This window comes from Rhizobium sp. AQ_MP (assembly GCF_014237835.1).
Lineage (GTDB): Bacteria > Pseudomonadota > Alphaproteobacteria > Rhizobiales > Rhizobiaceae > Allorhizobium.
The window spans coordinates 91831-117802 of the sequence record NZ_JACJVI010000005.1 but is presented as its reverse complement, the minus strand read 5'-3'; the positions used below and the strand labels follow the sequence as shown (position 1 = coordinate 117802).

22 protein-coding genes and 1 riboswitch are annotated in these 25972 nt (G+C 61.8%); of the genes, 10 read left to right on the top strand and 12 right to left on the bottom strand.

Annotation, left to right across the window (positions count from 1 at the left end; translation table 11 throughout):
- Nucleotides 1-93: 93 nt before the first annotated feature.
- Nucleotides 94-513, bottom strand: coding sequence for an RNA polymerase-binding protein DksA (dksA, locus tag H6M51_RS10240; protein ID WP_185809764.1), 420 nt, complete (start codon nt 511-513; stop codon nt 94-96).
- Between the two features lie 275 nt (nt 514-788).
- Here dksA and H6M51_RS10235 point away from each other — a divergent pair, with 275 nt between their 5' ends.
- The 4 genes from H6M51_RS10235 to H6M51_RS10220 all read left to right on the top strand — a co-directional run bounded on the left by H6M51_RS10235 (nt 789) and on the right by H6M51_RS10220 (nt 4678).
- Nucleotides 789-1283, top strand: coding sequence for a histidine phosphatase family protein (locus tag H6M51_RS10235; RefSeq protein ID WP_185809763.1), 495 nt, complete (start codon nt 789-791; stop codon nt 1281-1283).
- 126 nt (nt 1284-1409) lie between these two features.
- Nucleotides 1410-2882: a YcjX family protein gene (locus H6M51_RS10230; RefSeq protein ID WP_185809762.1), complete on the top strand. Its 1473-nt coding sequence runs from the start codon at nt 1410-1412 to the stop codon at nt 2880-2882.
- Nucleotides 2879-3985: a YcjF family protein gene (locus tag H6M51_RS10225; RefSeq protein ID WP_185809761.1), complete on the top strand. Its 1107-nt coding sequence runs from the start codon at nt 2879-2881 to the stop codon at nt 3983-3985. Before H6M51_RS10230 ends, H6M51_RS10225 begins: the two co-directional genes overlap by 4 nt.
- A 141-nt stretch (nt 3986-4126) precedes the next feature.
- Nucleotides 4127-4678, top strand: coding sequence for a hypothetical protein (locus H6M51_RS10220; protein WP_185809760.1), 552 nt, complete (start codon nt 4127-4129; stop codon nt 4676-4678).
- 27 nt (nt 4679-4705) lie between these two features.
- Here H6M51_RS10220 and folK read toward each other — a convergent pair whose 3' ends face one another.
- From folK to folP, 3 genes are read right to left on the bottom strand one after another with little or no spacing between them, the layout of a single operon-like run.
- The gene (gene folK, locus H6M51_RS10215) at nt 4706-5230 is read right to left on the bottom strand and encodes a 2-amino-4-hydroxy-6-hydroxymethyldihydropteridine diphosphokinase (RefSeq protein WP_210314790.1); all 525 of its coding nucleotides are present in this window, start codon (nt 5228-5230) and stop codon (nt 4706-4708) included.
- Nucleotides 5211-5582, bottom strand: coding sequence for a dihydroneopterin aldolase (gene folB / locus H6M51_RS10210; RefSeq protein WP_185809758.1), 372 nt, complete (start codon nt 5580-5582; stop codon nt 5211-5213). Before folB ends, folK begins: the two co-directional genes overlap by 20 nt.
- Nucleotides 5582-6379, bottom strand: coding sequence for a dihydropteroate synthase (folP, locus tag H6M51_RS10205; protein WP_407073575.1), 798 nt, complete (start codon nt 6377-6379; stop codon nt 5582-5584). Before folP ends, folB begins: the two co-directional genes overlap by 1 nt.
- Nucleotides 6380-6559: 180 nt before the next feature.
- On the opposite strand from folP, the gene H6M51_RS10200 reads away from it, so the two are divergent.
- The gene (locus H6M51_RS10200) at nt 6560-7186 is read left to right on the top strand and encodes a DUF922 domain-containing Zn-dependent protease (RefSeq protein ID WP_185809756.1); all 627 of its coding nucleotides are present in this window, start codon (nt 6560-6562) and stop codon (nt 7184-7186) included.
- 291 nt (nt 7187-7477) lie between these two features.
- On the opposite strand, the gene H6M51_RS10195 is transcribed toward H6M51_RS10200, so the two are convergent.
- Together H6M51_RS10195 and H6M51_RS10190 are read right to left on the bottom strand one after the other, a co-directional pair.
- On the bottom strand, nt 7478-7798 hold the full coding sequence (locus H6M51_RS10195) for a 2Fe-2S iron-sulfur cluster-binding protein (protein ID WP_185809755.1): 321 nt from the start codon (nt 7796-7798) through the stop codon (nt 7478-7480).
- A 115-nt stretch (nt 7799-7913) separates the two neighbouring features.
- Nucleotides 7914-8297 (bottom strand): Hpt domain-containing protein, encoded by a 384-nt coding sequence (locus H6M51_RS10190; protein ID WP_407073574.1) that lies wholly within the window; start codon nt 8295-8297, stop codon nt 7914-7916.
- A 466-nt stretch (nt 8298-8763) separates the two neighbouring features.
- On the opposite strand from H6M51_RS10190, the gene H6M51_RS10185 reads away from it, so the two are divergent.
- Entirely contained in the window at nt 8764-14598 is a 5835-nt protein-coding gene (locus H6M51_RS10185; protein WP_185809753.1) for a hypothetical protein, read from the top strand.
- A 110-nt stretch (nt 14599-14708) separates the two neighbouring features.
- Here the strand turns inward: H6M51_RS10185 and H6M51_RS10180 are convergent, their stop codons facing one another.
- The 5 genes from H6M51_RS10180 to H6M51_RS10160 form a co-directional block, all read right to left on the bottom strand.
- The gene (locus H6M51_RS10180; protein WP_246780485.1) at nt 14709-15338 is read right to left on the bottom strand and encodes an ABC-type transport auxiliary lipoprotein family protein; all 630 of its coding nucleotides are present in this window, start codon (nt 15336-15338) and stop codon (nt 14709-14711) included.
- Nucleotides 15339-15364: 26 nt separating this feature from the next.
- Nucleotides 15365-16738: an MlaD family protein gene (locus H6M51_RS10175; protein ID WP_185809751.1), complete on the bottom strand. Its 1374-nt coding sequence runs from the start codon at nt 16736-16738 to the stop codon at nt 15365-15367.
- A 3-nt stretch (nt 16739-16741) separates the two neighbouring features.
- Complete coding sequence (locus tag H6M51_RS10170; protein ID WP_185809750.1) at nt 16742-17548, bottom strand: ABC transporter ATP-binding protein; 807 nt, start codon at nt 17546-17548, stop codon at nt 16742-16744.
- A gap of 11 nt (nt 17549-17559) precedes the next feature.
- Nucleotides 17560-18711, bottom strand: coding sequence for an ABC transporter permease (locus H6M51_RS10165; protein WP_185809749.1), 1152 nt, complete (start codon nt 18709-18711; stop codon nt 17560-17562).
- A 172-nt stretch (nt 18712-18883) separates the two neighbouring features.
- Entirely contained in the window at nt 18884-19738 is an 855-nt protein-coding gene (locus tag H6M51_RS10160) for a UDP-2,3-diacylglucosamine diphosphatase (protein ID WP_185809748.1), read from the bottom strand.
- Nucleotides 19739-19950: 212 nt separating this feature from the next.
- Here H6M51_RS10160 and H6M51_RS10155 point away from each other — a divergent pair, with 212 nt between their 5' ends.
- The 4 genes from H6M51_RS10155 (at nt 19951) to H6M51_RS10140 (ending at nt 25021) form a co-directional block, all read left to right on the top strand.
- Nucleotides 19951-22266 carry an NADP-dependent malic enzyme gene (locus tag H6M51_RS10155; protein WP_185809747.1) on the top strand — a complete coding sequence of 772 codons (2316 nt, stop codon included), beginning with the start codon at nt 19951-19953 and terminating at the stop codon, nt 22264-22266.
- A gap of 115 nt (nt 22267-22381) precedes the next feature.
- Nucleotides 22382-23095, top strand: a complete 714-nt coding sequence (locus H6M51_RS24840) for a helix-turn-helix domain-containing protein (RefSeq protein WP_210314789.1) — start codon at nt 22382-22384, stop codon at nt 23093-23095.
- 103 nt (nt 23096-23198) lie between these two features.
- Nucleotides 23199-23840: an acyl-homoserine-lactone synthase gene (locus tag H6M51_RS10145; protein ID WP_185809746.1), complete on the top strand. Its 642-nt coding sequence runs from the start codon at nt 23199-23201 to the stop codon at nt 23838-23840.
- A gap of 8 nt (nt 23841-23848) precedes the next feature.
- Complete coding sequence (locus tag H6M51_RS10140) at nt 23849-25021, top strand: DUF2865 domain-containing protein (RefSeq protein WP_185809745.1); 1173 nt, start codon at nt 23849-23851, stop codon at nt 25019-25021.
- On the opposite strand, the gene bluB is transcribed toward H6M51_RS10140, so the two are convergent.
- A complete protein-coding gene (bluB, locus tag H6M51_RS10135) occupies nt 24978-25715 on the bottom strand; it encodes a 5,6-dimethylbenzimidazole synthase (protein ID WP_185809744.1) in 738 nt (245 codons plus the stop codon). The genes H6M51_RS10140 and bluB overlap by 44 nt on opposite strands.
- Nucleotides 25716-25755: 40 nt before the next feature.
- Nucleotides 25756-25945: riboswitch (cobalamin riboswitch) on the bottom strand.
- Between the last annotated feature and the right edge of the window lie 27 nt (nt 25946-25972).

The window sequence follows — 25972 nt, the reverse complement described above, 5'->3', positions numbered from 1 at the left end:
CACCAGAGGCCAATTGGCCTCAGATGCAGGATAAACAGAAAGACCCGCCGTCGGCGGGTCTTTGAAAGGACAAATGGTGTCGGGGCTTGCCCATCACTCGTCGCGATAGACCTTTTCGCGACGCTCGTGGCGCTCCTGAGCTTCGATAGACAGGGTGGCGATGGGACGGGCATCGAGACGTTTCAGGCCGATCGGCTCGCCGGTTTCTTCGCAGTAGCCGTATGTCCCGTCTTCGATGCGCTGCAAAGCAGCGTCGATCTTGGAGATCAGCTTGCGCTGGCGGTCTCGGGCACGAAGTTCGATGGCTCTGTCTGTTTCTGAAGAAGCCCTGTCGGCGAGGTCAGGGTGATTGGCGCTTTCTTCGGCGAGGTGGTCGAGCGTCTCGCGCGCTTCTCGGAGGATGTCGTTCTTCCAGGCGATGAGCTTGGCCCTGAAATAGGCCCGCTGGTTCGCGTTCATGAACTCTTCGTCCTCGGACAGGACATAATTGCTAAGATTGATCTTCTCACTCAACGCGATTCTCCTGAAGAACATCTCAATGGGCGGCTGTATATCCTTTCAGGGCAAGCGGTTCAAGCCTTGAGACTGTTTCCATACCATTTTTAAATCTGTTACATTTTTCATCTAAATTTCTATTTTTTAAGCATAATTTTCTTTTCCACCTTGGGCGCCACACCCAACTGAAAACAACGATAGGATGATGTGAGCATCGGTGCCGGATGGTTGACGGCAAGCCCCAAGAACCGGTACTTCAGAGACCAGCTTGATCGCACGCGGAAATACACCGGATGACGCCCTCCACTCAGCATCCCCAGCGCATCTTTCTGCTGCGCCACGCTAAATCCGGTTGGGCCGAGCCCGGTGGTCGCGATTTCGATCGCAGCCTTTCCGATGCGGGTTTCGCCGAGGCCGAACTTTTGGCCGAAACCGCGGCCGACAAGGGCTATCGTCCTGATCTTGTTGTCTGTTCGACCGCAAAACGGTGCCGCCAGACGGCAGACGCCATCAATCGCGTCTTCTCTGGTCTTGTCGAGTTCCGTTACGTCGACGCACTCTACAACGCACCCGCGGAAGTCTATCTCGAGATCGCGCGCTCGACGCACGGTATCGAGGGCCTGATGCTGGTCGGCCATAACCCCGCGATCGAGGAGGTCTTCGCGCGCCTGTGCGGCAACGACGTCATGGCTCGCACCGTTCCGGAAGGCTATCCGACCTCCGGACTTGCCGTCATCGACGCGGCGAGCGACGAGACTTACACTCTGCGCGACTTTCTCGTGGGTTAACGGCTCCCCCAGCCAACGTGTGCCTCTTTTTTGCGCCATCACCGGCTCCTATATGGGGACATCGGGCGTACACGGTCTTGTGCCGAATGCGCGCCCTTGCCCGCCACAGTCTAGCAGGACCTGACCTTGCCCCCTTCCGTGACCAGCCTGACCGACGAAGCCGCCATCGCGCTCGACAATCTCGCCGACCGCGCCTCTAACCTCGTCAACCCGACGATCAGGCTCGGCGTGACCGGACTGTCACGGGCAGGAAAAACGGTTTTCATCTCGTCCCTGGTGCACAATCTCCTGCATGGCGGCCGGCTGCCGCTCTTCGAACCGCTTCGATCCGGACGAATGACCGGCGCCGCTCTCCAGGAGCAGCCGGATGTTGCCGTGCCTCGCTTCCAATACGAAGATCACATTCGCGCCCTTGTTGAGGACCGGATCTGGCCGGAATCGACCCGGGCCATTTCCGAGTTGCGGCTGACGATCGAATACAAGAGCGCAAGCAGCTTCAGCCGGATGTTTTCATCCGGCAGGCTCTCGATCGACATCGTTGATTATCCGGGCGAGTGGCTGCTGGACCTTCCGCTTCTGGGCCAGGACTATCGCGGCTTCTCGGAAAACACCGCGACACTCGCAGCGAGCGGCGTGCGCGCCGAGCTGGCCGAGGAATGGCTTGCACTTGCCGCAACGGTCGATCCGAACGGCCCGGCCGACGAAATGACGGCCCGTCGTCTGTCGGAAGCCTTCACGACCTATCTCAGGCGCTGCAAGTCGGATGAACGTTCCCTCTCGACCCTGCCACCGGGCCGCTTTCTCATGCCGGGCGATCTGGAAGGCTCGCCGGCCCTCACCTTCGCTCCCCTGCCGGTCATTCCGGAGGGACGTGCGCCGAAGGGATCCCTGCGGGCGATGATGGAACGTCGCTTCGAAGCCTACAAATCTGTGGTCGTGAAGCCCTTCTTTCGCGAGCATTTTGCACGGCTGGACCGCCAGATCGTCCTCGTCGACGCATTACAGGCCATCAACCGGGGACCGGAAGCCGTCCAGGACCTGGAACGTGCGCTCGGCGACGTGCTCGCCTGCTTCCGCGCCGGCTCAAACAACATCCTGACATCCCTCCTCCGTCGCCGCATCGACCGAGTCCTGGTCGCCGCGACCAAGGCCGACCATCTGCACCACGAGAGCCACGATCGGCTGGAGGTGCTCACGCGGCGCCTTGTCAACCGCGCCATCCGGACCATCGGCATGAGCGGCGCGGGCATCGAGGTCATGGCGCTCGCATCGGTCCGCGCGACCCGCGAAGCCAATGTCAAACAGGACGGCCACGATCTTCCGGTGATCGTCGGGACACCGATGCCGGGTGAGAGGATCGGCGACGAGGTCTTTGACGGCAACCGCAAGACCGCGGTTTTCCCGGGCGACCTGCCACGCGACCCAGAAGCCTATTTCCGCTCCGTGGACGAGGGAGATCCCTCGGCCGCCCTACCCGACCTAAGCATTGTGCGTTTCCGCCCGCCGCAGCTCGATGACAAGCAGGGCATCACCCTTTCCGTGCCGCATATCCGCCTCGACCGGGCACTGCAATTCCTGCTGGGAGACCGCCTCGCATGAAGAAACCGACAGTTCCGCCGACAGGCACCTCGGGCACGCCTGGCCCGGACCTCCGGAGACGGCCCGCAGCCTTCACCGTAAAGCAGGATGCCAACCCGGGCCGGACGGCAGAGACGATCAACCGACCGCCGCGGAGTTTCGCCGGCGAGGTGGTGATCGTCCCCGACGAAGAAGACCCCTTTTTCACCGCCGCAGACGAGCTTCCGTCGGTGCCTGTCGCAGAACCGCGGCGCAGGCGGTTTTCCTTCGCCAAGCTTGCCACCGGCGCATTCGGGCTTCTCCTGTCGCTCGCCTTCGGCCTTTGGGTCGATGGACTGGTGAGGGATCTTTTCGCCAGGGCAGACTGGCTCGGCTATCTCGCGCTCTCGGCCCTTGCTGTCGGCCTTGTCGCGCTCGCGGTTGCCGTTGGCCGCGAACTTGTCGGCCTCTGGCGGCTCGATGCGGTACAGGACCTGAAGGCGGAAGCGGACGCCGCAGCTGAGAGCGGCAAACGCAAGCAGGCCGCCGCTGTCGTGAAGAAGCTCACGAACCTCGTTACCCATCGGGCCGAGACCGCGCGTGGCCAGAAGACGCTCGCAGCGATCGAAGACGACATCATCGACGCGCCGCATCTGATAGAGCTCGCCGAGCGCGAGCTGCTTGCCCCGCTCGATGCAAAAGCGCGCGCCTTGATCCTCAATTCTGCGAAGCGGGTTTCGGTGGTGACGGCCGTCAGCCCCCGCGCCGTGGTCGACCTAGCCTATGTCCTGTTCGAAGTCGTGCGGCTCGTGCGCGCCATGGCAGACCTCTATGGCGGACGCCCGGGCTCCTTCGGCATGCTGAGGCTCCTGAGAGACGTTTTCGCCCATCTGGCCGTCACCGGCTCCATCGCCATCGGCGATGGCCTCGCCCAGCAGGTGCTCGGTCATGGCCTGGCAGCCCGCCTGTCGACCCGCCTGGGCGAGGGTGTCATCAACGGTCTGATGACAGCCCGTATCGGCATTGCCGCGATGGATCTTTGCCGCCCTCTACCCTTCCGCGCCGCCAAGCGCCCCGGCATCGGTGACTTCATTGGCGACCTCACGCCGTCGATGACCGGCAAGGATCGCGACAGGAACGGGTGAGGCAGAGGGGCCACACCGGCTGGACCAGTGACTTTTGCCGGTTGTCGAGACCAGCATTTGAGGTTAATGGCAATGATGCATTAACCATTTTTCCGCTAGGGTCTTCGCGGGGTTTCTGGTTTCTCGTACCAAGGCAAATCGATGTTCTCTCGCTCCTCGACACTCGGCCGTTGCGCCGCCATCCTTGCCGTTGCCGGACTCATGCCGGCCACGGTCGCAGATGCCGCTTCGCGCGACAAGCGCTTCTTCGAATCCGTCGCCGGGGTCTGGAAGGGTCCGGGCGAGATCGTTGCCGGCAAGTACAAGGGCACCAAGTTCACTTGCAGCCTCACCGGCCTGCCGGCAGAGGGCAAGGAGACCGGCCTGAAGCTTGACGGCACCTGCCGGGTCGGCGTCTTCAGTCAGCCGATGTCAGCCGTCATTTCTCAGGCTGGTGGCAGCTACAAGGGCCAATTCCTCGACGGCGCAGACGGCAAGGGGCTCGATATCGTCTCCGGTACCGTCACCGGCAACCGCGCCGTCATGGGCATCAATCGCGCCAAGCTCAACGGCGCCATGGTCGCTCGCCTGGAACAGGACGATGCGATGAACATCACCATTTCGGTCAAGGTCGAGGATCGTATGATCCCGGTCATCGGACTGAAGCTCAACCGCCAGGCAACCGCCATGGCCGAGACCGCAGAAAACGACTGAACAAGCAAGACCACGATTGTCTTGACGTCAGCCGCGCCACCAGGCGCGGTTTTCGTTTGCGACTGCAATGCCCGAACGGTCGGCGCTGTCGAGCCACATCGCGACGGTCTCCCCCTTGACGACAAGCAAAGGATCGATGTCAGCCAGCGGCATCAGCACGAAGGCGCGCTCCGTCATGCGCGGATGCGGAACCTTCAAGTGCTCGGCATCAATCGTCCAGTCGGCAAATGTCAGGATATCGATGTCGATGGTGCGCGGCCCCCAGCGTTCAACACGCACCCGCTTCATCGTCCGCTCGATCTCGAGACAGGCCGCCAGCAGTTCCTGCGGCGCAAGCAGCGTCTCGACAGCGGCACAGGCATTATAGAAATCGGCCTGGTCCGTCTTGCCCCAGGGCGGCGTGCGATAGAGGCGAGAGACCGACGTTACGCGACAGTCCACGCGTTCATCGAGGCGACGCAGGGCGTCGGCCATTGCCGCAACGGGATCGCCGATATTGCCGCCAAGTCCAAGCGTTGCCGCCTGCCAGCCCTTAAACGCGGGATTGCTCAACACTCACCTGTACATGGTCGAGAATGCCGGCGATCGGGGCGCTCGGCTTGCGCACCGTGATCCGGCAGCGCAGGATTTCCGGAAACCGGTCGAGAAGCCCCCGGGCGATCGCGAGCGCCAGTGCCTCGATGAGTTGCCGCCGGCTGCCCGTGACGATGTCGCGGATCACCTCGAAGGCAATGCCGTAATGCACCGTTCCTTCCAGAGTGTCCGTCTCGGCAGCCTGGATTGCGTCCACATCGAATTCCGCGTCGACAAAGAAGCGTTGGCCGAGCACGCCCTCTTCAGGGAATACGCCGTGATGGGCGAAGAAGGCGCAGTTCTTCAGGGTGATGGTGAAAACACCGCTCATCAAATCATTTCCTTTGCCGCAGCATGGCGCCGCTCGGCGAGAAGCATAGCATCCGCGACCAGCAGTGCGTCGCGGTTGATCGCGACATTGTGGACGCGGAAAACGGAGGCCCCCTTCAATCGCAGCGCCACGGTCGTCGCGGCGGTCGCGACATCCCGGTCCCGCGCATCGCGACCGGTCAGGGCACCGAGGAAGCGCTTGCGGGACGTGCCCGCAAGCAGCGGCAATCCCAAACAGTGCAACTCTTCGAGACGCGCAATCAGCTCCATGTTTTCCTCCGTGGTTTCCTTGGCGAAACCGAAACCGGGATCGAGCATGATTGTTTCGCGCAAAACACCGGCGCGTTCGGCGATGGCGAGCGAGGTTCCGAGGAAGTACTTCTGGTCGGCGATCGGATCGGCGAGCTTGTCCCGGCCACGACCGGTGTGCATGATGCAGAGCCCGGCACCATGCTCCGCAGCAACCCTGGCAATATCAGGCTCACGCTGCAGCCCATGCACGTCATTGATAATGTGAGCACCCGCCTCGATCGCCGCCCTTGCCGTCGCGGCACGATAGGTATCGATCGAAATCAGCGCATCAGTCTCCTGGCGCAGTTTCGAAATGACCGGGACAACACGACCGATTTCCTCATCCACGCTGACCTCCGCAGCGCCGGGTCGCGTCGACTCGCCACCGATATCGAGGATGACTGCCCCCTCGTCGATGCAGACCAAGGCATGGCGTACGGCCGCATCGACCGTGCCATGCAGGCCTCCGTCGGAGAAGGAATCGGGCGTGACATTGATGATCGCCATGATCGCACCGCGCTCTGTCAGGTCGAGCGCCCGACCCTGACCTACACGCCAAATTGTCTGATCAACTCTGGCCACCTGACCCCTGTATCCCCTCGACGGAAAACCGCGAAGCTGCGATAGTGATGACAGGGTCTGGCTATGCCCGAAGGGCGCGACGAATACAACATTGCGGAAAAAAGAATGAAGCACATCCGCCGTCTTCGGACCGCCATCATTATGGCAGTCTTGACCGGCCTCTCACTGCCGCTCTCGGCAAGCGCCGAAGTCGTCGTGCAGAAATCGACAACCTACTTCAAGATCGGTGGTCGCACGGCCGCAGAACTCGATGCCGAAATGGCCCGCAAGGGACCATTCACCCAGGCAAGCGGCAGCCGTCATCCGGGCGCGACCCAGATCCGCTTCGGCGGTGACCTCACCTATACCCGCCGCGGCAATCGCTGCGCCATCGACGACGTGCGCGTCACCGTCGAGACCAAGCTGATACTTCCTCGCTGGAAGAACCGTAAAACAGCCTCGAAGGACATGGCGCTGCTCTGGGATGCACTGGCGGCCGACATCAAGAGGCACGAGGAGCGGCATGCCGAGATTGCCCGCCAGCATGCCAAACAGCTCGAGCAACGGCTGAAGAAGCTTCGGCCGGCGCGCACCTGCGAGATCCTGCAGGATCAGGTCTCAGTAGTGACCGATGAGGTTACCGTCGCTCACGACCAAGCGCAGATGCGATTCGACCTGGTTGAATCCCAAAACTTCGAGGACCGCATGCTCCGGATCCTCAGATATCGGCGCCAAAGCCTTGAGAACCAGTAGAACTCATCCATGAAACATAGGGGTTCGTGTTGCCCTCTTGCGGCGGCTTGCGTCAGGCTTGTGGCCGCGCCTGTGAATAACCGGCAATTTCTGGGCGTGGCTCTTGATACAAATCTGAAATATAAGTGTCATCGAATACGTTGATTAAGCGTAACCGATTTCCCCGTTCTCCCGGCGCGTCCTGGTGCCACAGGTGCTTCCTCCCTCGCCTGTTTGGCGATGCGCCCCCTTGCCCCGCTTTCGCTAACCCGGAAGCGGGGCTTTTTTGTCCGGTAGCGCTGACAACCGTGATCAGCCCTGGCGTTCGGGGACGTGAACCACGAGCCCTTCGAGGGCGGCGGTCACCTTGATCTGACAGGAAAGCCGAGAAGTTGGTCGAACGTCGACGGCAAAATCCAGCATGTCTTCTTCCATCGCCGATGGCTGACCGACCTTCTCGGTCCAGGCATCGTCGACATAGACATGACAGGTGGCGCAGGCACAGGCGCCACCACATTCTGCATCGATCCCCGGGACCGAGTTGCGCACGGCATTTTCCATGACCGTGGAGCCGTCGGCTGCCGCGATGTCGAAACGTGTGCCGTCGAATGCGATGATGCTGATATTTGCCATGAGTTCCTGTCCAGACTTCGCCTTTGTGGAAAAACCGGCGAAGTCATCCCTTAAATCGGATAGTCAGTCAACTCACGCCGAAGCGACCACCGGGTTTGCCACGCGCCCACCGAGATCAGCGCGCAAGCTTCAAAATGAAGTGCTCGGCTTCAAGGACCGCTGCGGAGATGGAGGCTAGCGTGTCGGCGTTGGCGCCCCTGGTCTCGATGAGATCGGCCGCCGAGGCAACCCTGAGCGCTCCTACGGCCATGGCGGCGTTGCGCAGCCGGTTGGCTGCAGCCTTGGCTTCCACCTTGCTGCGCTGGGCGGCAAGAGCGGCAAGGCAACCGCGCGCCTGCCGGGCGAACATCTGGAGGATCTCGACTTCCAGGGCCTTGTCCCCTTTGGTCTGGGTGGCGAGATGCACCAGATCGATCGGCCGATGCTGCGACGGGGTGAGACCATTCAGATTATCGGGGGCTTCGAATGCGATATTGACTGCAGCAGCCATGACAGTGATCCTTCTTTTCTTGTTCTTGGTGGTTGCAATTTGCGGCGGTGCAGTGGGCATCGCGTTAAAAATGCTGCGGACGGCACGAAAAAGCTCGCACTATGGTTAACGCGAATTAAACCCCGGCGCAGACTGGCTTTTCGGTCGAAACCTTGATTGAAATACTGTTAACAAGAGGCGCGACCCCGAGAGCTCCGGGAGCGCATTAATTGTATCGCATGACCAAATGTGTCAGTACGATACGGTTGATTGGGTCGAGGCGTGTGTACTCCGTCCCGAAGCCAGTCGGTGCGAGGACTTCCGGCGGGAACGCCGGTGGCGCCAGCAGCCGTACTGCAAGAAGAAGAAGACTCGTCTGACGTGGCGGAAGACGGATTTTCAAGTGAACGGCGGGTGCCGGACGAAGCGCAGCGATGAGCGGCATCGCAACTTCAGCCAGACCAGCCGAGAGTAAGCGGTAACGAGGCGTAACCCTATGGCGAACAAGAAGACCGACTCGATTGACGAGAACGCGTTCCAGGCTCTCGAGGCGGCCCTGAGCATCGATTTCGACGGTGAGGAAGCCGCCGCGCCTGTCAAGGCACGGTCTCAAGCGCGCGCCCCGGAGGCACCTGTGTCAGATAGTATCCCGCGTTCCGCCTCGAAGAAGACAATCGAGCGCCGCTCCGCGCGCGCCGGCGAACTCAATCCGGAACCGGCTCCGAAGGCACCGTCCTTCGCACCTGCCAATGACGGCTCCCGTCGCACGCCCTCAGCCATCCTGAAGTCTCTCGACGGCGCCTCCCTCGCATCAGCGCTGCGCAACGCCGCCATCGTCTCCGCACTCTGGGTGCTTGGCGCATTCGGTTTGACGCAACTGCTTTACGGCGGTGCGATCTGGCAGGCGGTTTCGCTCGCAGAGATCGTGTCGATGCCGGGCGTCGTCGCCATCGTGGTCGGCACCTTCCTGCCGATCATGTTGTTCTTTGCGTTCGCCATCATGATGGCGCGTGCCCATGACTTGCGCAACGCTGCGCGCTCCATGGCAGAAGTCGCCCTTCGTCTTGCCGAACCGGAGACCATCGCGTCCGAGCGCATCATGACCGTCGGCCAGGCCGTGCGCCGCGAAGTCTCGGCCATGAACGAAGGCATCGAGCGTACGATCGCGCGAGCGACCGAACTCGAGACGCTGGTCCATTCGGAAGTCACCGCGCTTGAACGCAGCTATACTGACAACGAATTGCGCGTCCGCGGCCTCGTGCACGAGCTTGGCGCAGAACGCGACGCAATCGTCAATCATGCAGAGCGCATCCGTTCATCAATCGTCGGCGCCCATGAGCAACTGAAGGAAGAACTGTCTCTGGCAACAGAGGAAATCTCGGTTCGCCTGCAGACATCGGGTGAAGCGTTCGCCTCGATGATCGACATGCGTGCCGCCACCATCATGGAGAAGTCCGACGCGGCCGTTACGGCCCTGGGCTCATTGCTGGCGCACAAAACCGAAAGCATGGTCCAGACGCTTGCGGCCTCGGGCATCTCTCTGACAAGCGAGTTCGACACCAAGCTGCAGTCGCTGACCTCGACATTGAGCCAGCGCGGCCGCGAACTGCTGGGCGAATTCGAAACCCGCGCCTCGACGCTGGATGCGAACACCGAAAAGCTCAACGCCGCTCTCAACGAACGTGCGCGCCAGTTGAACGAAACGCTGGTCGAGCGTACCCGCGACATCGCCGAGACCCTGAAGGGCAGCGAGAGCGCGATTACCTCCTCACTCGACGACGTGCTGTCGCGCCTCAATAGCTCTCTTGACGAGCGCGGTCGCAGCTTCCGCCAGAGCCTGCAGGCAAGTGCCGATGACGCGATCGTCGATCTCGATCTGCGCTCCGGTCTCTTCGAAGATCGCTTCCAGACGACCATCGGCCAGATCAATGCGACGTTTGACCAGCGCGTGGCGGAATTCGCCAGCGCCTTCGATCAGCGTTCCGGCTCTCTCGATTCGAAGCTGATGGAAAGCCTCGCGCGCATCAACGAGACCGTGAACGGCGGCACCGATTCCATCTCCGGCATCCTCAATTCCAGCATAGAGCGCCTCGGCTCGACATTGACCGACCAGTCGCTCGCGCTCGCGATGACGCTGAGCACCAGCCAGGAAATGCTGGACAGCTCCATGTCGGAACGGGCGCAGGAAATCGCCGATGCGATGTCGGCGCGCGCCGCGGCCCTGACGGAAAGTCTCGAAACCGCACAAAAGCGCATCGACCAGGTCATGGAAGAGCGCAGCGGTTCGCTCTACAATGCACTGTCCGACAACGAGGCTCGCTTTGAGCAGACGCTGTCCAGCCGCGCCGAGCACATCGTAAACGCGTTGGAAGCCAATCAGGATCGTTTCGCCGAAACCCTCGACACCAAGGCGCGCGGCATTGCCACCCTGGTCGAAGGCCAGAGCGAACAATTGATCGATGCGCTCAATACAAAGACTCTGGAACTCGACCTGACGCTCACGGCGCGCACCCAGGATCTCTCTGAGACCTTGAATGACAGCCAGCGCCGCATCGACGAAACGCTGAGCCAGCGCGCATCGGCCATCATCGAGACCGTCGCCGATGCAGACCGCCGCATCGATGCAGCCTTTGCCGAAAAGGCCGAAGCCATCCGCACGGCCTATGGCGACAATCAGGAGCGCCTGGAGCTGTCTCTTGCCAGCCATACGTCGTATCTTTCGTCTACCCTGGAGGATGCGACAGGCGATATCGAACGCAGCCTTGGCCAGCACTCCGGCCGAATTGCAGAAAGCGTGGCCACCGGCATTTCGGATCTCGAAACGCGCCTGGGTGCAAGCCAGCAGCAGCTGGACAGCGTCCTGACGAACGCCTCGAATGCGATCTCGAACACCGTTGCCGACAATGCCAGCCAGATTGCTGAAACGCTGCAGAGCGGGGTCAATGCCATCGACGGGCGCATCGCCGAGACCGGCGCATATCTGCGTTCCAGCCTGGACGCCGCAACCGGCGCGCTGGCAACAACGCTCGGTGAGAATACCGAGCGGATTGCCCAGACCATCGATCAGGGCGTCAGCACCATCGATGACCGTCTGATCACCACCCATGAGCGGATCCGCGCCACACTCGAAGACCGCACACAGGCGATCACCACTGCGATCGGCGATGCACGCGACGCACTGGAAACGAGCCTCTCAGAACACGCGACGTCCATCGGTGCCTCCGTGGCGGCCAGCGCCGGCATGCTCGAAATGAGCCTTGAAGACCACCAGGACAACCTCCGCAAGGCAATCGACGATTCAAGCCGAGCACTGGATGAGCGCCTGCGCGGCACGGCCGGGGCTTTGACCGAACAGATCCGGGAAGCCGCGGATGACATCACCCGTTCGGCCCAAGGCTTCTCCGGCACCGTCGAGCAGTCGGTGACAGGCATGACCAGCCGGCTTGATGAGACAAGCACACGCATCGAGCAGAGCCTCGGCACTCTGGAAGACCGCCTTCGCAATGGTCTTGACGGCGTCGATGCCCGCGTCAACGATGCCGGTGAAAAATTCGCTGCCCGTCTGGACGAAAAGGTCTCGGCGATCGAGCGCGTCAGCGACGAAGCTTCAATGCGAGTGGCCCAGGCTCTCGATGAAGGCACAAACCGGGTTGCCGAGACCTTCGATACCCGCACGCCGGTCATCGAAGAGCGGCTGGCGACCATGGACCGCGCCCTCAACATCGGCCTGGAAAACGTCAACCGCACGATCGAAGGCAAGGCCGCAGGTCTTGCGACGGCACTGAGAAGCGCCGTAACGGAGGCAGCCCGCGATCTCGATGCCGAAGCCCAGCGTTCCGTAGATCGCTTGACCGAAACGACCACGCAGTTCGCAGAACAGATCGGCGAGCGCAGTGCCGAACTCAATCGGACCGTCGAAGAGCGATCGGAGGAACTTGCCAAGCGGATCACCGACACCCAGAACCGGCTCGCCGGCCAGGCGGCATCGATCGCCCAGACCTTCTCTCAGGCTGGCGACGTCATTACCAACCGGGTGACGCAGGCCGAGGCGCTCGTCAGTGCCCAGGTTGCTAACCTGTCCGGGACGCTGTCGGACGTCAGTGCGACCCTCGAGCAGCGCGCAGCCGCCATCCGTGACGCGATCTCCGGCAATACCCAGGAGCTCGCCACCACCATGAATGCGGTGGAAAAGGCGCTCGAAGCGCGCGGCAATTCGATCCGGTCGGTTCTCGATGATCGCACCCGCGAACTGAACTCGATGCTGTCGACACGCTCGGCTGAACTGTCGCGCCTGATCGACGAAAAGGCCGCTCCCGTCGTTAACGCCTATGCGGAAACTGGCCGTGCAGCCGCCGAGCAGATTGCGGCCGCCGCCGAACAGAGCGCAGAACGCCTGCGCAACGAGAATGCCGCGCTGGTCGATGCCATCAGCCAGCGCACGGAGCGCGCTGTCGCCACGCTTGGCGCTGCCGAGCACAACCTTGTTGCCAGCGCCTCGCAGCTCATAGATCGCCTTGGCGACAGCAATGCCGGGCTGTCTTCGATGATCGATCAGGCGGTCCAGAGCATCGGCTCGCTCGACAGCCGCCTCGGTGCAACGGCCAACCGCTTCAGCGAAACGGCCAACCAGGCGACCGACATGCTCTCCACGTCGAACCGACTGCTGGACGACAAGCTCACCCGTTTGACCGCCGTTTCAGGCGAAACCCTGCAGCAGGTCTCTTCGATCGTCAGCCGCTTCGGCGACCACACCCAGGTTCTCGGCAAGGCCTCGGAACTTCTGTCCGCCGCCCAGTCGAACCTGGTCGGCACGCTTGAGGAGCGCCAGCAGGCTCTGCGCGATCTCTCGATCGGTCTCGTGAAGCGTTCCGAAGAAATCGAAACGACGATGCAGGCGCTCGGCAAGATGGTCGAAACGGCCTTTGACCGCGCGGAACAGCGCTCCGGCCAGATGGCTGGCAATCTGCGCCAGAGCGTTCAGGCCTCGTTCTCCGATATCGGGCAGATCCTCGGAGAGACCGAGAAGCGTGCCCAATCGACGGCCGAAAACATGCGCAACAGCGTTCAGGCCTCCATCTCGGATATCGGCCAGATCCTGGGCGAAACCGAAAAGCGTGCCCAGTCCACGGCCGACACCATGCGCAACAGCGTCCAGGCCTCCTTCTCGGATGTCGGGCAGATGCTGGGCGAAACCGAAAAGAAGGCGCAGATTACCGCTGCCAACATGCGCAGTGCCCTGCTTTCTGCAGAACAGGAAGCGCAGACCTCCATCGACAAGACGCTGACAGAGGCCGAGAAACGGTCCGGCGAACTGGCGAACCGTCTGCGCGGTGGCCTGGCAATCTCGCTCAACGACATCGACCACCTGCTCGGCGAAGCCGGTCGCAAGTCGGAAGGCGCTGCCGCGGCACTCCGCCAGGCCATGCAGGAAGCAGTCAACGAAGCTGTTGCGCGCTTCACGGGTGCCACGGACGAGATCCGTCGCTCGGCCGTCGACATCCGCAAGGAACTCGACCTGACACGGACCGAACTGAAGCGTGGCGCTTTCGATCTGCCGGAGGAAGCCAAGGAAAGTGCGGCCCAGATGCGCCGCGCCGTGGCCGAGCAGATAAAGGCACTGCAGGACATCTCGCAGCTCGTCGGCCGCACCAGCCAGACGCTGGAAATCTCCGAACCGGCAGCCCGCCGACTTGCAGAGGCTCAGACCGAGCCGGTTCGCCGCCAGCCGGCAGCTCCGCAGCCTCAACCGGCGGTCCGCCAGACCGAGAGTCTCGGACTGCGCGGAAGCCTCGGAGCGACCGATCCATACGCCCAGTCGACGACAGCAGCCACGCGTGCGGAGGGCGGCGGCTGGATCAGCGACCTCCTGCGCGGCGCGTCGCGAGAAGAGCCTGCGGAAGCCGCCCCGGCACGTCCCGCCCCTGCCCCGCAGCGTCCGGTCGCCGAAAGCCAACCCCCGCGCCAGAGCGACACGCGCAATCCGCGCCACATGGTCGAATCCCTGAACTCGCTCTCGGTCGACATCGCTCGTGCCATCGACCACGACGCTTCGGTGGATCTCTGGCGCCGCTATCAGCGTGGCGAGCGCGACATCTTCACCCGTCGCCTCTATACGCTGAAGGGCCAGCAGACCTTCGACGAGATCAAGCGCAAGTACGATCGCGAACCGGAATTCCGCGTTGCTGTCGATCGCTACATCGCCGATTTCGAGAAGCTGCTGCAGGACGTCGCTCGGACGGACCGTGACAAGTCGATCACCCAGTCCTACCTGACCTCGGACACCGGTAAAGTCTACACGATGCTCGCCCATGCGGCAGGCCGCTTCAGCTGACGAGACCAGGAGAGCCGGGCATCGATCGCGCGGCTATTGAGACAAAGAAAGACCCCGGATCATGAGAGTGATCCGGGGTTTTCTGTTGTCGAAAGGCTGAAGCCTGAAGTTCAGATCGACTGGAGCGTCCAGGCCACGATGTCGGCCGTGACACGAGCAAAAGCGCGATCGAGTGCGGCGACATAAGCGCTGTTACCCGAACCCGAGGAGGGCACCTCCGCGCGGAATACACGTTGCGCTTTGACGGTGCCATTGCGATCATTGAGCAGCTTGGCAGAAATTTCGACCACACCCCGATCACCACCTTCGGCGGAGATTTCGAAGGCTCGCACATCGGTGATGAGCTGGAAGTCGATGGCAAGGCCCTGCCCCGGCTTGCCCACACCGCCCAGTCGGCCGGTGTTCTCAAAAGCTTCGACCAGTTTGGACTGGACAACGCGCGTCAGGCGGTCACTCCATTGCGACTGGGATAGATAACGGATCTCCGCGCCGGAGACACGCACCAGAATCTGCTCGCTGTCGAGTGCCTTGAGCGCCGAAGGGTCTGCCACCAAAAGCTGGCGGTTACGGGCGCTGGCGGTCGTCGTGACCTCGCTGACCGACGCCGTCAGATCGAAGGTGTCATTGACGGCGCCGCTGCCACAGGCGACGAGCCCGAGCCCGAGTGCCGGGGCTACAATCGCAGCCGATATCCACCGCGGAAGCCACGCATGAGAGAGAGGCGCTCCGTACCCTTGCATCCTGTCGTCCTTTCCGGAACCTGTCGTCATCGGCGGGTCCGCCCGTCAAATTCCTTGACCGTGTCGCCGCCGAAGAGCAGGCGCTGCGGATCCTGATCGAAATTGGTGATCGCATCATTGAGGCCGCGAACGGTGTTGCGTGTGTCGTTCACCAGCGTCTGGATGTCACGCAGCCCGGTGGCCGAGAAGCGCTGCAGGTTGGCCGCGATCGGACCGATCTGCGCATTGAGGTTCTCCGCCGTCACGCGGATGGCCTCCAGCGTCTTGCGCGCCTCGACGCTGAGCGAATTCGCGTCACCCGAACCGAGGAAGGAGTCGACCTTCTTGAGGATCCCGTCGACCTGCTGGGACGAGGCATTCAGGCGGTTGGCGAGCTGGGTGAAGTCGTCGATCGCGCGGTCGATGTCGTCCCTGCGGCTAGTGATGCTCGTTGACAGATCCTTGAAGCCCGCGATCGCCTCGCGCGCATCGGCGGAGGCCACCGAGACATCGTCCACGACGCGCCCGATCTTCTGGCTGTCCACGGCATCGATCAGTCGTGATACCTTCGCCAGCGTCTGGTCGGCATTGTTGCCGAAACGCTCGAACGTATCGGCGGTTTCGCGGAAACTGTCGATCGCCGGCCCGATTTTGTCGGATGCATCTGCGAAACTCGCCGTCGCCCGCTCGGTATTGGTCAGGATCTGGTCGATCTTCTCGGAATTCAACGCCCTGAAGAGATCTTCGGCCGCTGCCAGTGTGGAATCCAGGCGACCGGAGAGACCGGAGACGGAATCGGAGAGCGCGCTGACACTCTTGAGAAACTGGTCGATGCCCTCGGCATTATCGGCAAGCGATTTCGAGAAGGTCTCTGCATTGCGAACAGTGTTGGTCAACGGCGCTCGTGCATCTTCGATGAAACCCTGAAGTTCAGCCACGGCCCCATCGGCACGTTGCAGGATGCGGTCGGCAGTTGAAAGCAGGTTCGTCACACTCGACTGCTCGGCCGTCAGGATTGCCGGCTCGCCGGTGTCGATCGCCCGCCTCAGGATGGCGTCACCGGAGCCCGGTCCACCGCCGGACAATTCGATATAGGCAGCCCCTGTCAGACCCTGGATCTCAAGCACTGCCTTCGTGCCGGACGTGACCGGTGCATCGGCACGAACTTCCGTGAAGGCGACCGAAAAATTCGGATCTTCATTGTCGATGTAGAGATTGCGGACCGAGCCGACGGAAATGCCGTTGAAGCGCACCGGCGAGCCGATGCTGAGGCCGTTGGCGGAACCCGGTATGCGGATGGCCAGCGGCGCCATCGGGCCGCCGCGGCCATATTCGGCCATCCAATAGACGAATCCAAAGGCGGCCCCGATGACCAGCATCGTGAAAAAACCGACTATGGCGTAATTGGCTTTGGTTTCCATGGCTCACTCTACCGGATGTCCGACGGAAGGCTCCGCGCGGGGAATGGAACGGGCACGCTTGCCCCTGAAATAGGATTGGACCCACTCGTCATCGAAGGCGAGCATGTCATCCAGCGTACCCTCGACGAGAACCCGCTTCTGCCCCAGGACTGCGATACGGTCGCAGACGGAGAACAGGCTGTCGAGGTCGTGGGTCACCATATAGACGGTCAATCCAAGGGTATCACGCAGTCGCGCGATCAATTCATCGAATTCGGCCGCTCCGATGGGATCGAGGCCGGATGTCGGCTCGTCCAGAAAGACAAGATCGGGGTCAAGGGCCAGCGCACGCGCCAAGGCCGCACGCTTGATCATCCCGCCCGAGAGTTCGGAAGGGTACTTGTCTGCGGCATCTGGCTTCAGACCGACCAAATCGATCTTCAGATAGGCGAGTTCGTCCATCAGCCATTGCGGCAGGTCAAGGTATTCGCGCATCGGCAGCTGGATATTCTCCTTCACGGTCAGTGCAGAAAATAGGGCGCCGTGCTGGAAAAGAACCCCCAGGCGCGTATCAAGCGCCATGCGTTGCGCGTCATCCACCGCATCATAGTCTGCGCCAAGGATTTCGATCGTTCCGGAACGCCGCGGCAAGAGCCTGAGAACCGTACGCATCAGCACGGACTTCCCCGCACCCGAGGCACCGACGAAACCCAGGATCTCGCCGCGATAGATATCGAGGTTGAGCTTGTCGAGAACGATCTTGTCGCCGAAACCGACGGTCAGGTCCTTCACAGACAGAATGGTCTCACGCTCGGTGGGTGGTCTCGTCATCTGCCCTTCCCTTAGAAATTGATGGCCGCGTAGAACATGGCAAACAGCCCGTCCACGAGGATGACGACGAAGATCGATTTGACCACCGACGCGGTGACATGACGCCCGAGCGATTCGGCACTGCCACCGACTTTCATGCCCTCGACCGCCGCGATGATGCCGATGATCAGCGCCATGAACGGCGCCTTGATCATGCCCGTCGCCAATGTCGAATAGTCGACCGCGTCATGCAGGCGGGTGATGAAGACGTCAAAGGTAATTCCGGAATAGGCCCAGGCGACGACGGCGGCACCATAAAGCGCCGAGAAATTCGCGACGATGGTCAGCAGCGGCAGGGCGATGGTCAGCGCCACGAGCCGTGGAAAAACGAGAACACCGATCGGATTGAGCCCGATGACCTTCAGCGCGTCGATCTCCTCGCGCATCTTCATGGAGCCAATTTCAGCGGTGATCGCACTGCCCGAACGGCCGGCGATCATGATCGCGGTCAAGAGGACGCCGATTTCGCGCAGCTGGAGAATACCGACGAGATCGACGACGAAGACTTCAGCGCCAAAGTAACGCAGCTGGAAAGCGCCCTGTTGCGCAATGATCGCCCCGATCAGGAAGGACATCAGAACGATGATCGGCACGGCGCGCACGCCCATGTGGTCGAGCTGGTTGACGACCGAGGCTGGCGAGACACCAGCACCCCGACCAAGCTTGGTCTGCGCGCCCCGCACGGCAGAGCCGAGCACGAACATCATCGCGACGACATCGTCCCAGAGGCTCAGGGTCATGCGACCGACCGGCTCGAAGATGCGTTCGAAGAGATTGCGCCGATCCACAGGCGTCTCGGGGGCTGTTACGGCCTCTGGCAGCGCATTGATCAGCTCGCGCATTTCGGCCGTTCCACCGACAATCTCGATGGACCCGCCGCGCGCACGTCGTTCTGCGACGAATCGGCGGATCAACCAGGCACCGGCCGTATCCATGCCGGACACATCGTCGATGTCGATGGTCTCCTGCCGCCCGTCGGTTGTATCGACCAGCGGACCGGCGGACTTGATCATGTCGCTCAAACTGTTGTTTTTCCAGCGCCCGACAAGCTTGATCAGCCGAACGTTGCCGTCCGGCTGATCCTCGATTTCGATACGGGCGTTTTCGGGCTCAACCGGATTCAATGTGGCGACAACTTCCCCATGCGCGCCCGGGCGATCCGGATCGGCAAATCATCAAACAGATGGCTTCACCCTATAACCATCGGGGTCCGGGAACAAATGCTTTACAAGCGGTTAATTGTTTTTTCCTGCGCGAATGGCGTGCACCATGACCGCTTTGCAACAAATCGTGAGCTCAGGCCGCGCGCACGCCATCGTCCTGTGACGGCTCCGAAAGAGGTTTCGGCAACAGTATCGGCACCAGCTTGCCGGCACGCTTGCCGGTCGGAGCTTCGCTGACCTTGTGTCCCCAGGAAATAAGCTCGAGACGTCCATCCGGGTGTTCGCCGATGGCCGTGCAGCTTTCCACCCAGTCGCCGGTGTTGACGTAATAGATCCCGTCGATGTCCTCCATCACGGCATGGTGGATGTGGCCGCAGATGACCCCGTCGACCTCGGCACGCCGCGCCTCGTCGGCCACGACGCGCTGAAATTCACCGATGAAATTGACCGCATGTTTGACCTGCAGCTTGGCCCAGGCCGAGAACGACCAGTACGGCATGCCGAGACGACGGCGAACGGCAGCAAGCACGACATTGATGGCAATCGCCGTGTCATAGGCCCAGTCGCCGAGATAGGCGAGTAGCCGGGCATTGCGCACGACGACATCGAATTCGTCGCCGTGCAGCACGAGATACTTCTTGCCATCCGCCATCTCGTAGGTGATGCGCTGCTCGACCTCGATGCCGCCGAAATGGATGCCTGGGAAATCCCGCATGAATTCGTCGTGATTGCCGGGAATGTAGATGATGCGGGTGCCCTTGCGGGCCTTGCGCAGCAGTTTCTGCACCACGTCATTGCATTGCTGGGGCCAGTACCAGCTGCGCTTCAGCCGCCAGCCATCGACGATGTCGCCGACCAGGATGATCGTGTCTGCTTCGTGCGTGCGCAGAAAATCGAGGAGAAAGTCCGTCTTGGCGGCCTTCGATCCCAGATGCACGTCCGAGATGAACAGGGTCCTGAAATGGCGTGTTTCGCTGACGTCTTCCACGGCACGGTCCTCTTCGCTGTCTGCCCAGCGCTTAATCAGACTCGTGTATCAGGAAGATGACATGCCCGTGATCAGGCCGATTCCGGCTCGCTGCGCCCTGAAAAGTCGGGGGATCCAGGCTGGGCATTGACGGAACTAAAGTCTACCACTCCCAGTCATTTCGTGTATGACGGGCAGACCAGATTTGATGACCAGAAACTGCCGGTGAGCTGATGAATTCCCAGGACAAGAACACGCCACAAGCTGTAAACCCGACTGCCGATCTCGACGAGCAGGCACTTTTCTATCATCGTTACCCCCGTCCCGGGAAACTGGAGATCCAGGCCACAAAGCCGCTTGGCAACCAGCGCGACCTCGCACTCGCCTATTCTCCCGGCGTTGCAGCGCCCTGCCTTGCCATCAAGGACGATCCCGCAGCCGCCGACGACTACACCGCCCGCTCCAACCTCGTTGCCGTCATCTCCAACGGCACGGCCGTTCTCGGGCTCGGCAATATCGGGCCGCTTGCTTCCAAGCCGGTCATGGAAGGCAAGGCCGTCCTGTTCAAGAAATTTGCCGGGATTGATGTGTTCGACATCGAAATCGATGCCCCGAGCGTTGATCAGATGGTCTCCACCATCTCGGCATTGGAGCCGACCTTCGGCGGTATAAACCTCGAGGACATCAAGGCACCTGAGTGCTTCCAGGTGGAAGACCAGCTGCGCGCCAGGATGAACATTCCGGTCTTCCACGACGACCAGCACGGCACGGCAATCATTGTGGCCGCAGCCATCCTCAACGGACTGGAGCTCGCCGGCAAGCAGATCTATGACGTCAAGATCGTCGCCTCGGGCGCCGGTGCCGCAGCGCTGGCCTGCCTCAATCTGCTCGTCATCCTCGGCGCGAAGCGCGAAAACATCTGGGTCCACGATATCGAAGGTCTTGTCTACAAGGGCCGGAACGAGCTGATGGATCCCTGGAAGGAAGTCTACGCCCAGGAGACCGACAAGCGCGCGCTCTCCGAAAGCATCGACGATGCCGACGTCTTCCTCGGCCTGTCCGCAGCCGGCGTCTTGAAGCCCGAACTGCTCGCACGCATGGCGCCGAAACCGCTGATCATGGCGCTTGCCAATCCGAAACCCGAGATCATGCCGGAGGAAGCGCGTGCCGCCCGTCCGGACGCCATGATCTGCACCGGCCGCTCGGATTTCCCGAACCAGGTCAACAACGTCCTCTGCTTCCCCTACATCTTCCGCGGGGCGCTCGACTGCGGTGCGACCACGATCAACGAAGAGATGAAGATGGCGGCGGTACGCGCGATTGCCGCGCTCGCCCGCGAAGAGGTCTCGGAAGTCGCGGCCAGAGCCTATTCAGGTGAAACGCCGACCTTCGGCCCGGATTACCTGATCCCCTCGCCCTTTGACCCGCGCCTGATCCTGCGCATTGCACCTGCGGTTGCCAAGGCCGCTGCCGAGAGTGGCGTCGCCCGCCGCCCGATCGCCGATTTCGACACCTATCTCGATCAACTGAACCGCTTCGTCTTCCGTTCCGGCTTCGTGATGAAGCCGATCTTCGCAGCCGCGAAGTCAGCGGCGAAGAAGCGGGTGATCTTCTCCGAAGGCGAGGACGAGCGTGTCCTGCGTGCCGCTCAGGTCCTCCTTGAAGACGGCATCGGCCAGCCGATTCTGATCGGCCGCCCGCAGATCATCGAAACACGCCTCAAGCGCTACGGCCTTCGCATTCGTCCGGGTATCGATTTTGAGCTTGTGAACCCTGAAGACGATCCGCGTTATCGGGACTATGTCGACGATTACTTCGCGCTCGTCGGGCGTGCCGGCATCAATCCGGAAGCGGCCAAAACCATCGTGCGCACCAACACAACGGTGATCGGCGCGCTCGCCGTGAAGCGCGGCGAAGCCGACGCGCTGATCTGCGGCGTCGAAGGCCGATTTGACCGCCATGTCCGAGACGTCCGCCAGATCATCGGCAAACGTCCAGGTGTGCGCGACTATTCGGGCCTCAGCCTCCTGATATCCCAGCGGGGCGCGATCTTCTTCACCGACACTTTCGTGACGGATGATCCAAGTGCAGAAGAAATCGCCGAGATGACAATGCTGGCCGCGCAGGAAATCCGCCGTTTCGGCATTACGCCGAAGGCGGCACTCCTGTCACATTCAAACTTCGGCTCTCGTCCGTCAGCCAGCGCATCGAAGATGCGCCAGGCCCTCGACATCATCCGCAAAGCTGCGCCCGACCTTGAAGTGGACGGCGAAATGCAGGGAGGCTCCGCGCTGTCCGAAACACTTCGCAAGCGCGCCATGCCGGACAGCACGCTGACGGGAGAAGCAAACCTCCTCGTTTTCCCGAACCTCGACGCGGCAAACATCTCTCTCGGCATTGTCCGCACGATGATGGACGCGCTGCATGTCGGCCCGATCCTGCTGGGTGCCGCCCTGCCCGCACATGTTTTGTCGACTTCGGTCACCTCGCGTGGTGTCGTGAACATGGCGGCCCTTGCAGTGGTTGAGGCTTCCCAGCCGACAGGCTGACAAGGACGAGCGCAAGCGGCGAACGGCTTCGCCGCTTGCTTCACGAAAGCTGCCCTCTGGACAAGGTGAAGCGCTAACCCCGACACTGCTTCCCTGGAAATCTAGGGCATGGTTAATGGGCGGGTCTGAAGCGTATTACGATCTGTTGGATTGGTTGGACCGACCGGCGGGCCCCGATCCGACATCTGTCATATCAAAGCTCCAGGCAGCGTATAGGACCGGCCCGATCATCTATCTGAATGGAGTGATCGCAGGCGGACGGCTGCGTCCCCACAACGTGTTCCACAGCCAGAGACGGAATTCGCCACAGTTGATCCGGGCGCTGAACCGCAAGCCCGCCCTGGAGCAGATCTCCGGTGTCCTTGCCGCGCTTGAGCCGATCGAATTCATGTCCTTGCACCGAACCGCACACCGCACCGCAAAGATTATCGGCTATCCGCTTGCCGGTCGGCAGAGCTGTCTGCTGGTCGAGATGCCTTTGGGCCAAGATGATCTGTCGGCCTGGCGCCGAACGAACGATAGGGACATTTTGAGCCTTGCTACCGTTCTGAATGCGCGTCTTGCCGGGGCTTCGGTCAGCGACCATCAGGAAAAGGCCCGTGCTCGTCCTTTGACACGTCGCGAACGAGAGACGCTGGCCTGGATCGCCGCTGGCAAGAGCTATTGGGAAACCGCGATCATCCTCGGCATTTCCGAACGCACCATCCGCCACTTCATGGCCAACGCACGCCAGAAGCTCGATGTCGTCAACAATGCCCAGGCCGTCGCAGAGGCGGTGTGGCGGGGTCTCATTCCTCGCCTTGCCGAGCCGTTACAGCAAATCCCCTGATCATATCACAGATTGCAATTGCTGAAGCTGGCGCCACCGTCAGTTTAATCCAGCGCCATTGAACTGCATCTTGCCTGCTCCGTTCTGCAAGAAGGAGCAAAGCATGATCAGGATCATCAATGGTAGCCGCAAAAACCAGTTCCCGGCCGATATCGACGCCATGCACAGACTGCGAAAGCGGGTTTTCCACGACCTCCTTGGGTGGGAGGTCCAGGTACGCGAGAGCTGGGAAATCGACGAGTATGATCGGGCCAATCCGCTCTATGTCCTCTCCTATGGTGACGAGGGAAAGCTGAGGGGATCTCTTCGTCTGCTGCCGACTCTGGGCCCCAACATGCTCGACGACACCTTTCCGATCCTCCTCGGCGATGGGCCACAGATCCGCAGCGCGGCGATCTGGGAGTCGAGCCGTTTCTGCATCGATCCGGAGATTTCGCAGGATCGGGCCAGCAACCAGGTGACGATCGCTGCTGCTGAACTGATGTGCGGCGTGGGTGAGCTCGGCCTCGCCTCCGGCCTCAGCCACATCGTCACCGTCACCGACGTATTTCTGGAACGCATGTTCAAGCGCATGGGTTGCCCGGGAAGTCGGATCGGCGAACCCCGCCGCATCGGCGTCGTCCAGGCCGTCGCGGTATCCTGGGAGGTATCCGAAGACCTGCTCGACAGGATGAAGGCCGTTGCTGCCATCGACGGCAGCGTTCTGGAAAGACCGATGACACTGACGGCTGCACAGGCCGCGTGATTCACCGCATGGCGGATGGCAGCGCGCGCATCCGCCATGCGTCATTTCCATTTCGTCGGCACTCGGTTATTCTGGCCCTCAAGGATTTTGAGTTCGGCCTTGCAAACGACCACTGGGATCCGGATGTGCCGCGCAGGATAATCAGTTCCATCGCTTTGTTGGTTGCGTTCGGTGCGCTCGTGCCGAGCGCCACCGAAGCATCGGCCCTGTGCGAACGTCTGCGCGACCGACTGGTGCTGGTCGAGCAAGGCGGCTCCTCCCCGGAGATCAACAGCTATGCCAGCGCGATTGCCCAGCAGAACATCGAACTGCGCAAGGCACGTCAGGATCAGCGAAGGCTCCGCTGCCTGACTTCGTCGATTGTCCAGATTCGCCCCGATGGCGGCAACGACTGCAGTGATCTGGCGACGGCGATTTCCCGCATGGAGGCCAATCGCGATATCCTGACTGCTCGGCTTGCCGATCTGCGGGAGAACCGGATCGCCGATTCCCGGGCTGCACTGGTAACGGCACTCGAAGAAAACGGCTGCGGTCCGGACGAGGCAGTGCTTCCCGAACAAGACCGACGCATTCCCTATCTCGACACGCTGGCAGAACCCTACCGCCCCGACCGCGCGGCGGAGGCCGCCTATTCCGAAACGCCGCCACCGATCCCGATGCTGCCGAGCGGCAATGTCCGAACGCTCTGTGTGCGCACCTGCGACGGCGGTTTCTTTCCGATTTCGTCTCAGACGTCGGCGATGAACTTTGCCCGCGACGCGGCGCAATGCCAGCAGATGTGTCCGGGGACTGAGACAGAATTGTTCTTCCACGCGCCGGAACGAAGCGAGACCTCGGACATGGTGTCGGCGGCGACCGGGCGGGCCTATCGTGATCTCCCAAATGCCTTCCTCTACCGCAACCGCCGCAGCGATGCGGAGCCCTCCTGCGGCTGCAATCTGCAGCAATACTATCAGCGCATGACCCCGCGACCGGCCGTTCCCGACTACCAGTCGTCAATCATCGATGTGAAGCCGAAAAAGGCGAGGACCGAGGCGGTACCATTGACCGCTTCGGAACGAGAACTGGACGAGGCGAGCCTGAACGTGAGGCAGGTGGGTCCGGTCTTCCTGCCATCGGACAAGGGAACGATCGACCTCACGAACCCCGCAGCGCCGGGACCGCAGCCGCTGCAGGAATGACCGGGGGCTCCGACTTTTCGCCCCAGCGATTTTCGAAAACCAGATCGTCGAGCGACAGGCGCCGGCGCCAGCCCTTCACTTCAAGCTCGGGTGTTGCATAGAGCTCCTCCACATAGCCAAGGCAGAGATAGCCGATGATCGCTATGCGATCCGGTATCCCGAGGATCGCCTTCAACTCCGCCTCATGGAAGATGCTGACCCAGCCGAGGCCCACCCCCTCGGCCCGGGCGGCCAGCCAGAGGTTCTGGATGGCGCAAACGGTCGAAAAGGCATCCATTCGCGGATCATGGGTCCGCCCGAGCACGACCGGCCCCGCACGATCCGGATCGCAGGTGACGCAGATGTTGAGTGGCGCCTTGCGAATGCCCTCGAGCTTGAGTGCCCGATAGGCGCTGCGACGCTCCTGCGGAAACATCGCCTCGGCCTCCTCATTCGCCCGGCTGAACGCCTGCCAGACCGCTTCGCGGGTCTGAGCATCGCGGATCAGCAGGAAACTCCACGGCTGCATGAAGCCGACGGATGGCGCCGCATGGGCGGCTTCGAGAAGCCGGCGGACGAGATCGTCCGGCAGCGGATCGGGAAGGAACTGGTCGCGCACGTCACGGCGCGTGTGGATGGCCCGGTAGACGGCGTCTCTGTCCTGTTCGCCAAAGGGCGCTGTCCGGACGAGAAACTCGTTCGGTCTGTCGTGCATCGTAATCCCCACAATGCGCAACCACCCGCCGTCCACGCGGGTTCGGTCTATCTCGCCAGGCCGGTCTTCTGACTGGGCATCATCCGCAACGCGCGCCTTCCCGGATTGCTCCAGTGGTCGGGTTTCCCCTGCGCATCACGTCCGCCTCACAGCGTTGGGCACGTGCCGGATTTTCACCGGCTTCCCGATTCTCCCACCTTGCGGCGGGCACCTGACGGCTCTGTTCTAGCGTAGGAGCGACCGCAGCGACAGACCCA